Here is an 11,304-nt window from a genome sequence, read left to right as displayed (position 1 = left end):
GCTGGTCCTGGACCGCGCCCACGGGCCCTGTGCCCGTGTGGGTCACGGGGCGTGGGCTGACGCTTCGCGGCGGCCGGTCGTCTGCCGGGTCAGGCGGGCTGGTCCTGGGGCAGCGCCTGCGGGGCTTGGGCCTGTGCCTGGGGTGGTCGCGGGGGCCATGTCCCTGGAGTGTGGGCTGGTCCCGGGCCATGACCTGGGGGCGGCTTTGTGCCCGGGGCGTGGGTTGAGGCTTGGCGGCGGCCTGGTCCCAGCCCAGGGGAGCGCGGGCTGACCCGGGGGTACGCCCCAGGGCAGCCCCGATGTACCCGGGGTTCGGGGGCCGGATGGCCGACGGGTTCCGGTGCGAAGCTGCCGGGTGCAGGGGTGTGGGGCGTCAGCCCCACCGACCTTCCCCCGGAGGGGGGCTGGGGGCGGAGCCCCCAGTTCCGGGGAGGGCGGGCGGGGGAAAGCACCCCGCCCCCTACCGCCGCGCCCGCGCCAAGTACCCCGCCGTCCGGCTCCCCTCCGCCCCCGCGACCTCCCCCGGCCGCCCCGCCGCCACAATCCGCCCGCCCTCGTCGCCGCCGCCGGGACCCAGGTCGATCACCCAGTCCGCACCGGCCACCACGTCCATGTCGTGCTCGACGACGACGACCGTCGACCCCGCGTCCACCAGCCCGTGCAACTGCCGCAGCAGCACCTCCACATCCGCCGGGTGCAGCCCGGTCGTCGGCTCGTCGAGGATGTACAGGGTGTGGCCCCGCCGCACCCGCTGCAGCTCGCCGGCCAGTTTGATGCGCTGTGCCTCGCCGCCCGACAGCTCCGTCGCGGGCTGTCCGAGCCGCAGATAGCCGAGCCCCACGTCCAGCAGGGTGCGCAGACTCCGCTGCGCCGCGGGCACGTCCGCGAAGAAGTCCGCCGCGGCCTGCACGGTCAGATCGAGCACCTCGGCGATGTTCCGGCCGCGGTACCGCACCTGAAGCGTCGCGGGGTTGTAGCGGCCGCCGCGGCAGTCCGGGCACGGGGCGTACGTGCTGGGCAGAAAGAGCAGCTCCACGGTGACGAAGCCCTCGCCCTGGCAGGTCTCACAGCGGCCGCCGGCCACGTTGAAGGAGAAGCGCCCCGCCTTGTACCCCCGCTCCCGCGCCGCCTCCGTCGCCGCGAACAGCTTGCGTACGACATCGAACAGCCCGGTGTACGTCGCCAGATTCGACCGCGGGGTGCGGCCGATGGGCCGCTGGTCGACCTGGACCAGCCGGCCGACCGCCGACAGCCCTTCGGCGGATGCGCAGTCCGCCGGCCCCGCCCCGTCGCCGCCGGACTCCACCGCGCCCGCGAGCACCTGGCCGGCCAGCGTCGACTTCCCCGACCCCGATACGCCTGTCACGGCGGTGAACACCCCGAGCGGAAAGTCCACATCCACGCCGCGCAGATTGTGCCGCCGCACCCCGCGCAGCCGCAGCCACCCCGAGGGGGTCCGCTCCCTGCGCGCTCCGCCCTCCCGCGGGCCGAACAGAAAGCGGCGGGTGGCCGACTCGGCCACGCCCGCAAGCTCGGCCACCGGACCGCTGTGCAGCACCCGGCCGCCGTGTTCGCCTGCCCGCGGGCCCACGTCCACCAGCCAGTCCGCGCCTCGGACCACATCGAGATGGTGCTCCACGACGAAGACCGAGTTGCCCGCCGCCTTCAGCTTGCCCAGCACCGTCAGCAGCGCCTCGGTGTCCGCCGGATGCAGCCCGGCGGACGGCTCGTCCAGGACGTACACCACCCCGAACAGCCCGGACTTGAGCTGGGTGGCCAGCCGCAGCCGCTGCAGCTCTCCGCTGGAGAGAGTGGGCGCCGTGCGGTCCAGGCTCAGATAGCCGAGGCCCAGCTCGGTGACCGTGCCGATCCGCGTCAGCAGATCGGCGGTGAGCACGCGCGCGCTCTCACCGCCAGCGCCAGCGCCACAACCGCCAGCGCCACCACCGCGACCGCCACTGCCACCGCCGCCACCGCCGTCTCCGGCCCGGTGCGCGGCGAGCACATCCGCCAGCGCCGTGAGCGGCAGCGCCGCAAGCTCGGCGATCGTACGGCCCGCGAAGGTCACCGCAAGCGCCTCGGGCCGCAGTCTGCTGCCCCCGCACGCGCCGCACGGCGCACTCCGCAGAAACCGCTCGGCCTTCGCCCGCAGCGTCTGGCTCTTCGAGTCGGAGAAGGTGTGCAGCACATAGCGCCGGGCGCTGGTGTACGTGCCCTGGTACGGCCGCTGGATCCGGCCGGCCTCCCGCACCGGATGCACCGTGACAACCGGCTGTTCGTCGGTGAACAGGATCCACTCCCGGTCGCGCGCCGGCAGCTCCCGCCACGGACGGTCGACGTCATGGCCCAGGGCGTCCAGCACATCCCGCAGATTCTTGCCCTGCCAGGCCCCCGGCCAGGCCGCGATCGCGCCCTCGCGGATCGACAGCGACGGATCGGGCACCAGCAGTTCCTCACTGGTGGTGTGCACCACGCCCAGACCGTGGCACGCTGGGCACGCCCCCGCCGCGGTGTTCGGAGAGAAGGCGTCCGAGTCGAGCCGCGGCGCGCCCGCCGGATACTCGCCCGCCCGGGAGAACAGCATGCGCAGCGAGTTGGACAGGGCGGTGACGGTGCCTGCCGAGGAGCGCGAGCCGGGGGAGGAACGCCGCTGCTCCAGCGAGACCGCGGGCGGCAGGCCCGAGATGTCGCCGACCTTGGGCGCGCCCACCTGGTGGATCAGCCGGCGGGCGTATGGGGCGACCGACTCGAAGTAGCGCCGCTGCGCCTCCGCGTAGATCGTGCCGAAGGCGAGGGAGGACTTCCCGGACCCGGAGACTCCGGTGAACACGACCAGGGCGTCGCGCGGAATGTCCACGTCGACGCCGCGCAGATTGTGCTCGCGTGCGCCGCGCACCCGGACGAAGGGGTCATGAGGATGGTGCATAACGCACCATCCTATGGATCGGCGCAGGTCAGTCCGGTCAGGCGGGGAAGCCGGCGGCGATCGGGGCGAGCCGCCGGTAGGAGTCGAGCAAGGCGGCCCGGTCATAGGTGCTCGTGGTCGCCAGCACCTCGTCCGCGCCGCTCTCGGCGAGCAGCCTCTCCAGCTCCCGCGCCACCCGGCGTTCACCGCCCGCGATATGGCCGCGCATCGCCCCCTCGTACAGTTCGCGCTGCTTCGCCGTCGCGGACGGCAGCAGCGCGGCGACCCGCTCGGGCGGGGTGAGCGGCGGGAAGACGCCGTGCGTACGGGAGCAGGCCAGCGACCAGGCCTCCGGCATCAGCAGCCGGCGCGCCTCCTCGTCCGTCTCCGCGACCACGACCGTCCCGGCGACCATGACATAGGGCCGCGCCAGCCAGGAGGAGGGCGAGAACTCCCGCCGATAGCGGTCGATCGCGGCCAGCATCCGCGACCGCCCGCGCAGATCGCCGATGACCAGCGGCAGCCCCGCCTCCGCGGCGACGCCCGCCCCCTCGCCGGTCGCCAGGATGTACGGCGGCACCCGCAGGCCCTCCGCGGGGTGGGCGTGCACCTGCGGATACGCCGTCTGGTCACCGGAGAACCAGCCCAGCAGCTCCCTGATCCGGGCGGGGAAGTCGTCGGCGTCGTCCATGCCCCGGCCCAGCGCTCTGCGTATCCCGCCGGTGAAGGCGACCGAACGGCCAAGGCCCATGTCGATCCGGCCGGGAAACAGCGCCTCAAGCACCCCGAACTGCTCGGCGACCACCATCGGCTGATGGTTGGGCAGCATCACCCCGCCCGTGCCGACACGGATCGCGGAAGTGGCCGCGGCGACGGCGGCGGCGAGCACCGTGGGGGCCGAGCCCGCCACCCCGGGGACGCCGTGGTGCTCGGACACCCAGAAGCGGTGATAGCCCAGCGCCTCCAGCTGCTGTGCCAGGCGCACGGTGTCCCGCAGGGCCTGGGGCCCGTCCTGGCCCTCCCGGGTGCGGGAGCGGTCCAGCACGGACACGCGGACGGCAGGGGCGGCGGGAGCGGCAGAGCCGGAAGCGGCGTCCGCAGCCGCAGCCGCAGCCGCGGTCTCAGTCTCGGGCTCGGTGCTCACACACGGTTTCAACGCTCCGCAGGCGTCGGAATTCCGGCTGCGTACGCTGTGGGCGTGACACACAGCAGGAGGCCGCTGGCCGTATTCGACCTGGACGGCACACTCAGCGACACCCGGCACCGGCAGCGCTTCCTCGAACGCAGGCCGCGCGACTGGAACGCCTTCTTCTCGGCCGCTCCCGCCGACCCGCCGCTGCCCGAGGGCCTCGCGATGTGCCGGGCGGCCGCCGAGGACTGCGAGGTGGTGTATCTGACCGGCCGGCCCGAGCGGTGCCGCGCGGACACCGTCGCCTGGCTCCAGGCCCAGGGGCTGCCGGAAGGACGGCTGTATATGCGGCGCGACGACGACCGCCGGCCGGCCCGCCGCACCAAACTGGAGCTGCTGCGCACGCTCGGCCGCGGCCGGGAGCTCCGTATGCTGGTGGACGATGACGAACTGGTGTGCGACGAAGCCGAAAGGGCCGGCGTCCCGGTCGTACGCGCCCGCTGGGCCGCCGCGGTCACCGAGGGCCTGAAGGACGCCCAGGAGCGCCTCGGCCGCACCTGAGGGTGCCCTGAGGGTGCCCCGAGGCAGCACCTGAGGGTGCCCCGAAGCCGCACCTGAGGCGGGTGGCCTCGGGCGGCCGGTCAGTCGCCGCCCTCCAGCCGGAACCCGACCTTCAGGCCGACCTGGAAGTGCTCGATCTGCCCGTCGACGAGATGCCCGCGGATCTCGGTCACCTCGAACCAGTCCAGACCCCGCAGGGTCTGGGAGGCCCGTGAGACGCCGTTGCGAATGGCCTGATCGACCCCCTCCGGGGAGCTGCCCACGATCTCGGTCACGCGATAGGTGTGGTTCGTCATTCCTCCACCGTGCCCCACCGGGGCGCGGCCCGCGCGGCGAAGGCCGGGCGGCGTCGCTCGCATGGACCGGCCATGGGGTTGACCACCTCATTGGTACATACCAAAATCCAGCCACACCCGTGCGAGCGCGGCGCGCTTCCCCCCATGTCGGGTCAAGTCCCCATGCCCACACGCAGAAGGTGATCCCGTGAGGAACCGTGTGCTCGCCCCGTCCATCGCGCTAGTCTCCGCCGTCGCCCTCGGCGGCTGCGGGGTGATACCGGGCACCGGGTCCGACGACACCCGGACCGTGTCGATCTGGCTGATGCGGGACACCGTCACCGAGGACTTCCTCCAGCGCTTCACCGACGCCTACGAGGACGCCCATCCGGACGTCAAGCTGGAGGTCACCTTCCAGGAGTGGACCGGCATCGGAAAGAAGGTCACGGCCGCGCTGGAGAGCGACAACCCGCCGGACGTCATCGAGGTGGGCAACACCCAGGTCGCCCAGTACGCGGAGAGCGACGCGCTGCTCGACCTCACCCTGGAGTCCGTACGGGACCTCGGCAACGAGGAGTGGCTGCCCGGACTCGCCGAGCCGGGCAGCATCAACGGCTCCCAGTACGGCATCCCCTGGTACGCCGCCAACCGCGTGGTCATCTACCACAAGGACCTGTTCGCCGACGCCGGGATCACACAGCCGCCGAAGGACCGCGAGGAGTGGCTTGAACAGACGGAGAAGCTCAACCGCGACGGCGTCCAGGGCATCTATCTCTCCGGCCAGGACTGGTACACCCTCGCCGGTTTCGTCTGGGACGAGGGCGGAGAGCTCGCGGAGCTGAAGGGAGGGGAGTGGCAGGGGACCCTGGACACGCCCGAGGCGCTGCGCGGCATGGCCTTCTACAAGGAGCTCCAGGCGCACGGCGAGGGCCCCAAGGACGCGGACGAGGTGACCCCGCCGCAGACCGAGGTGTTCGCCGGGGGCCGGGTCGCCCAGATGATCGCCGTGCCCAGCGCCGCGGCCGTCATCGAGAAGGCGAACCCGGCGCTCAAGGGCAGACTCGGCTTCTTCCCCGTGCCCGGCAAGGAAGCGGGCGTGCCCGGCGCGGTCTTCACCGGAGGCTCCGACCTGATCATCCCCGCGAACTCCCGCGAGCGGGGGGCCGCCATCGAGGTCGTCACCGCCCTCGCCGGGGAGGAGTGGCAGACCGAGCTGGCCCGCACCATGAACTATGTGCCCAACAAAACCACCCTCTCCTCAGTCATCGAGGGCGAGGAGAGCACCGCGGCGATGGCCGCGGGAGCGGCACGGGGCAGAGCGGCGCCGAACTCCCCGCAGTGGGCGAACGTCGAGGCCGACAACCCCATCAAGCCCTATATGACCGCCGTCCTCACCGGCGCGGACCCCGAGGATGCCGCCCGTGAGGCCTCCCGGCGCATCACGGCGGCGCTCCGCCCCTGATGACGGGCCGCGCCCGCCCCGGGAGGCGGGCGCGAATTCCCGCCATTCAGCCGTCGCACATCCGCCCTCCGCCGGGCGGTCATGTCGAATCCAGCCGGCCACGGAAGAAGTAAAGGGCCGGGCCGCCGCGCCCGTGGCCCGGACACCGTCCGACCGGCACAGGAGACCGCCATGCCCGCATCGCCAGCAGTCGTCCCCGCCCCCCTGGCCGCCCTGCCGGCGCAGCCCGTTCCGGAGCCGGGTCCGGAACCCCAGACGCAGCCCCGCTATCTGGTCGGCCTCGCCCGCGACCAGGAAGACGTACGGGCCGCGCAGCGGCTGCGCCACCAGGTCTTCGCCGGCGAGCTGGGCGCACGGCTGGAAGGGCCCGAACCGGGGCTCGACACCGACGCGTTCGACGCCTACTGCGACCACCTCCTCGTCCGCGAGGCGGACAGCGGCGAGGTCGTCGGCACCTATCGGCTGCTGCCGCCCGACCGCGCCCGGATCGCAGGACGGCTCTACTCCGAGAGCGAGTTCGACCTCACCCGCCTCGACCCGATCCGCGACGACCTGGTGGAGGTCGGCCGCTCCTGCGTCCACCCGCAGCACCGCAACGGCGCCGTCATCGCCCTCGTCTGGGCCGGCCTCGCCCGCTATATGACCCGCACCGGGCACAACTGGCTGGCCGGCTGCTGCTCCGTCCCGCTCGCCGACGGAGGCGCCCTCGCCGCCGCGACCTGGGACAAGGTCAAGGCCGACAACCTTGCCCCCGAGGAATACTGGGTCACCCCCCACAAGCTCTGGAACCCCGACCGGACGCCCCGCCCCGAAGGGCGCGTCGAACTGCCCGCCCTGCTCCGCGGCTATCTGCGGCTCGGCGCGTGGGTGTGCGGCGCCCCCGCCCACGACCCCGACTTCGGCGTCGCGGACCTGTACGTACTGCTCTCACTGCGCCGCACCAACCCCCGCTATCTGCGCCACTTCCTCTCCCTCGCCCCCGTGCGATGAGCCTCTGGCTGCCGACCGCGCCCTGCACCCCGCAGGGCTGCGCCGCCCGCCCGCGCCGGGACGCCGGCCGGATCGCCGCGGCCGCCCGGCTGGCGGCCGGCACAGCGGCCGTCCTCGCCGGGATTCTGTTCGCCCCGCTCGCCGCGCTGCTCGGCACGGCGGTGCGCCGCCGTATGACCCGGCTGTGGGCGCGCACCGTGCTGCGCGCCTTCGGGGTGCGCCTTCGCATCACCACGCAGGCGGGGGCCGACGCCCCCGCCCCCCACGCCTCGCTTGTCGTCGCCAATCACATCTCCTGGCTGGACATCCCGCTGATCGCGGCGGTGCTCCCCGGCCGGATGCTCGCCAAGTCCGAGGTGCGCGGCTGGCCGGTCCTCGGTCCGCTCGCCGCCCGCGGCGGCACGCTTTTCATCGACCGCGACCGGCTGCGCACCCTGCCCGGAACCGTCGCCGCCATGGCAGGCGCGCTGCGCGGCGGCGACCGGGTGATCGCCTTCCCGGAGGGCTCCACCTGGTGCGGCCGCGGCCAGGGCAGATTCCGGCCCGCCGTCTTCCAGGCCGCGCTGGACGCGGGTGCCGCCGTGCAGCCCGTGCGCATCGCGTACACGCCCACCGCGGCGGCCGCGTTCGTCGGCGACGACCCGCTCCTGGCGTCCCTCTGGCGGGTCGCGGCGGCCGGCGGCATCACCGCGGACCTCACGCTCCTGCCGCCGGTCCCGGCCGGGGCCCTGCCTGACCGCCGGGCGCTCGCCGAGGCCGTACAGCGGGCTGTCGTCCCGCGCTCGGCGGCGGGCTCCGGAGGTTGGGGACCTCCACGGAGGCACCCCCAGGCGGGGCTGGTTTCTGGCCCTTGCGCTGGCGGCGTGGTGCCCGCACATTTCAGCCCCGTGGGGGGCACCTCCGTGGGGGTGCCCCCGGACGGAGTCTGGGGAGTTTGAGGAGCGGGGTCCGGGGCGGAGCTTTGGGAAACCCCTAGCCCGCCGTTGACAGCGAGAGCGAGAACCGGTCCGCCGCGTCCGTCCACCACCGCGTCAGCTCCAGCCCCGCCGCCGCCAGCTCCGCGCTCAGGCCCTCGCGGCGGAACTTCGCCGACACCTCCGTCCGGAGCTCCTCGCCCTCCTCGAAGGGCACGGCGAGATCCAGCTCGCGGATCTTCACGGTGAGCGCGGAGCGTGCCCGCAGCCGCATTTCGATCCACTCGTTGGCGGGGTCCCACAGGGCGACATGGGCGAAGTCGTCCGGGTCGACGTCCGCGTCGAGTTCACGCGCGAGCACGGCCAGCACGTTCTTGTTGAACGCGGCCGTCACCCCGGCCGCGTCGTCGTAGGCGCGGACCAGCACGCGCTCGTCCTTCACCAGGTCCGCGCCGAGCAGCAGCGCGTCGCCGGGCGACATCAGGGCGCGCACCGAGCGCAGGAACACGGCGCGTTCCTCCGGCAGCAGATTGCCGATCGTTCCGCCGAGGAACGCCACCAGCCGCGGTCCGGGAGCCTCGGGCAGCGCAAGGACGCGGGTGAAGTCGGCGATCAGCGCGTGCACATGCAGCCCGGGCCGTTCGGCCAGCAGCGCGTGCCCCGCGCCGGTCAGCGCGCTCTCGCTGACGTCGACGGGTATATAGGTGTGCAGACCGGTCAGCGCGTCCAGCAGCAGGCGGGTCTTCTCCGAAGAGCCGGAGCCCAGCTCCACCAGGGTGCGCGCCTGTGTCGCCGCGGCGATCTCGGGCGCGCGCGAGGTGAGGATCTCCCGCTCCGCGCGCGTCGGGTAGTACTCGGGCAGCCGGGTGATCTCCTCGAACAGCTCGCTTCCGCGGGCGTCGTAGAACCACTTCGGCGGCAGGGTCTTGGGGGCGCCGGTCAGCCCGTGGAGCACATCGGCGCGCAGATCGGCGTCCGTGGCGTCTTCGGGGAGGGTGCGGGTCAGCTTCAACGTGCTCACGTGCAGGGCTCCTTGAGCGGGGTCAGTGAGATCCCGTCGCGCGTGGCGACGAGCAGGGTGCGGTCGGGCGTCTCGCGCCAGCGGGGGTCGTCGTCGTACGGCTCCGAGGCCACGACCGCGCTGCGGCCGGGGACGGACAGCTGCCAGAGGGTGTCGCCCCACGCGGTGGCGGCGATCGTCTCCCCGTCCGTGAGGAGCAGATTCAGCCGGGATCCAGGCGCGGCGGCGGCCACCGTCTGGACCGTGTCGGCCAGCGCCTGGCCGGGCGGGTCGCCCTCCCGCAGCCTGGTGAGGGCCAGCGCCCACAGCAGCGCCGAGTCGCACCGGGCTTCCAGCGACAGCAGCTCCCCGGCCGGCAGCGTGCGCGCGACCTGTGCCAGCGAGCCGGGCCAGCCGGAGACCGCGCCGTTGTGGCTGAACAGCCACCGGCCGAAGGCATACGGCGCGGCCGCCGCCTCACCGTCCGCGCCCGCCTGTGTGGCGTCGCGCACGGCCGCCAGCAGGGCGCCGCTGCGTACGACCCGCGCCAGGTCGGCGAAGGAGAGGTCGCCCCAGATGGGCCCGGCGCGCCGGTACCGGGCGGGCACGAGGTCGCCGTCCGCGTACCAGCCGACGCCGAACCCGTCGGCGTTGACGGTGCCGTACCGCTGGCGGCGCGGCGCCCACGACTGGCGCAGCAGCCCGTGCGCGGGCTCGACCAGCAGGGCCCCCAGCGGCTCGGGCGGCCCGGCATAGGCGATATGGCGGCACATCAGGCCGCGTCCCTGGCCGTGCGGAACCCGGAGAAGATCTGCCGGCGCACCGGCAGGTCCCAGTTGCGGAAGGTGCCCCGGCAGGCGACCGGGTCGACCGCGAACGAGCCGCCGCGCAGCACCTTGTGGTCGCTCCCGAAGAAGACTTCCGAATACTCCTTGTAGGGGAAGGCGGCGAAGCCGGGATACGGCAGGAAGTCGCTGGACGTCCACTCCCACACATCGCCGATGAGCTGCCGCACGCCCAGCGGCGACTGCCCTTCGGGATAGCTGCCGGCCGCGGCCGGACGCAGATGGCGCTGGCCGAGGTTGGCATGCGCCTCGGCCGGGTCCGCGTCGCCCCACGGGTAGCGGCGTGAGCGGCCGGACGCGGGATCGTGCCGGGCGGCCTTCTCCCACTCCTCCTCTGTCGGCAGCCGCCGCCCCGCCCACCGGGCGTAGGCGTCGGCCTCGTACCAGCTCACATGGAGCACCGGCTCGTCCTCAGGCACCGGCTCCAGCACCCCGAACCGGCGGCGCAGCCACTGTCCGCCCTCGCGCCGCCAGAACAGCGGGGCGCCGATGCCGTGCCGCCGTATCTGGTCCCAGCCGGCCTCGGCCCACCAGCGGCGCTCGCTGTAGCCGCCGTCTTCGATGAACGCCAGATACGCGCCGCAGGTCACCGGCGTGGTGTCGAGGAAGAACGCCGGGACCAGCCGCTCGTGTGCGGGCCTTTCGTTGTCCAGGGCCCAGGGCTCGTCGGAGGTCCCCATGGTGAACCGGCCGCCGGGGACGAGGACTTCGGCGGGCAGGCCGTCCGCCGTGCCCTGCGGCGGCGCGGGCGCGTGGAGCGCGGCGGGGCCGCGTCGCAGCTGATGGGTGATCAGCATGGTCTCGTCGTGCTGCTGTTCATGCTGGGCGACCATCCCGAAGGCAAAGGCGGCGTCGACGAGCGGCCGCCCCTCCAACGGGGTGCGCTCCAGGACGTCCAGCACCCGGCCGCGTACATCGCGGGCGTAGCCGCGGGCCTCGGCGGGGGAGAGCAGATCCAGCGTGGGCCGTACGGACCGCGGATGCTGGAAGGCGTCGTACACGGAGTCGATTTCCGGCCGCATGGCCTGCTGCCCGGCGACGTTGCGCAGCAGCCACAGCTCTTCCTGGTTGCCGATGTGCGCGAGGTCCCAGACGAGCGGGGACATCAGGGGGGAGTGCTGGGCGGTCAGGTCGCCGTCGTCCACGCAGGAGGTGAGGGCGGCGGTACGCGCGCGGGCGGCGGTCAGCGCGTCCAGGGCCCGCTGTCGCAGATCGTCGTTCAT

The 11,304-nt window shown here is 73.5% G+C and carries 10 protein-coding genes; 4 read left to right on the top strand and 6 right to left on the bottom strand.

Annotated features, from left to right (window positions below; all coding sequences use genetic code 11):
* Positions 1-460: 460 nt before the first annotated feature.
* Positions 461-2,926 (bottom strand): excinuclease ABC subunit UvrA, encoded by a 2,466-nt coding sequence (gene uvrA / locus OF819_RS03900; protein ID WP_267241893.1) that lies wholly within the window; start codon positions 2,924-2,926, stop codon positions 461-463.
* 37 nt (positions 2,927-2,963) lie between these two features.
* Entirely contained in the window at positions 2,964-3,956 is a 993-nt protein-coding gene (locus OF819_RS03895) for an LLM class flavin-dependent oxidoreductase (protein ID WP_267242071.1), read from the bottom strand.
* A gap of 147 nt (positions 3,957-4,103) precedes the next feature.
* Here OF819_RS03895 and OF819_RS03890 point away from each other — a divergent pair, with 147 nt between their 5' ends.
* Entirely contained in the window at positions 4,104-4,595 is a 492-nt protein-coding gene (locus OF819_RS03890) for an HAD family acid phosphatase (protein ID WP_267241892.1), read from the top strand.
* An 80-nt stretch (positions 4,596-4,675) separates the two neighbouring features.
* Here OF819_RS03890 and OF819_RS03885 read toward each other — a convergent pair whose 3' ends face one another.
* A complete protein-coding gene (locus OF819_RS03885) occupies positions 4,676-4,891 on the bottom strand; it encodes a dodecin (protein ID WP_267241891.1) in 216 nt (71 codons plus the stop codon).
* A gap of 187 nt (positions 4,892-5,078) precedes the next feature.
* Between OF819_RS03885 and OF819_RS03880 the strand changes: the two genes are divergently transcribed.
* The 3 genes from OF819_RS03880 (at position 5,079) to OF819_RS03870 (ending at position 8,260) form a co-directional block, all read left to right on the top strand.
* Positions 5,079-6,332 carry an extracellular solute-binding protein gene (locus OF819_RS03880; protein WP_267241890.1) on the top strand — a complete coding sequence of 418 codons (1,254 nt, stop codon included), beginning with the start codon at positions 5,079-5,081 and terminating at the stop codon, positions 6,330-6,332.
* A 171-nt stretch (positions 6,333-6,503) separates the two neighbouring features.
* A complete protein-coding gene (locus OF819_RS03875; RefSeq protein WP_267241889.1) occupies positions 6,504-7,322 on the top strand; it encodes a GNAT family N-acetyltransferase in 819 nt (272 codons plus the stop codon).
* Positions 7,319-8,260, top strand: coding sequence for a lysophospholipid acyltransferase family protein (locus OF819_RS03870; protein ID WP_267241888.1), 942 nt, complete (start codon positions 7,319-7,321; stop codon positions 8,258-8,260). Before OF819_RS03875 ends, OF819_RS03870 begins: the two co-directional genes overlap by 4 nt.
* 34 nt (positions 8,261-8,294) lie before the next feature.
* Here OF819_RS03870 and egtD read toward each other — a convergent pair whose 3' ends face one another.
* The 3 genes from egtD to egtB are packed head-to-tail and all read right to left on the bottom strand — an operon-like array spanning position 8,295 to position 11,304.
* Positions 8,295-9,257 carry an L-histidine N(alpha)-methyltransferase gene (gene egtD / locus OF819_RS03865; RefSeq protein WP_267241887.1) on the bottom strand — a complete coding sequence of 321 codons (963 nt, stop codon included), beginning with the start codon at positions 9,255-9,257 and terminating at the stop codon, positions 8,295-8,297.
* Entirely contained in the window at positions 9,254-10,009 is a 756-nt protein-coding gene (gene egtC / locus OF819_RS03860; protein WP_267241886.1) for an ergothioneine biosynthesis protein EgtC, read from the bottom strand. Before egtC ends, egtD begins: the two co-directional genes overlap by 4 nt.
* The gene (egtB, locus tag OF819_RS03855) at positions 10,009-11,304 is read right to left on the bottom strand and encodes an ergothioneine biosynthesis protein EgtB (protein WP_267241885.1); all 1,296 of its coding nucleotides are present in this window, start codon (positions 11,302-11,304) and stop codon (positions 10,009-10,011) included. Before egtB ends, egtC begins: the two co-directional genes overlap by 1 nt.

Source organism: Streptomyces sp. PR69 (assembly GCF_026420845.1).
Lineage (GTDB): Bacteria > Actinomycetota > Actinomycetes > Streptomycetales > Streptomycetaceae > Streptomyces.
The sequence above is the reverse complement of the archived record's forward strand: the minus strand, read 5'-3'. Positions and strand labels throughout refer to the sequence as shown.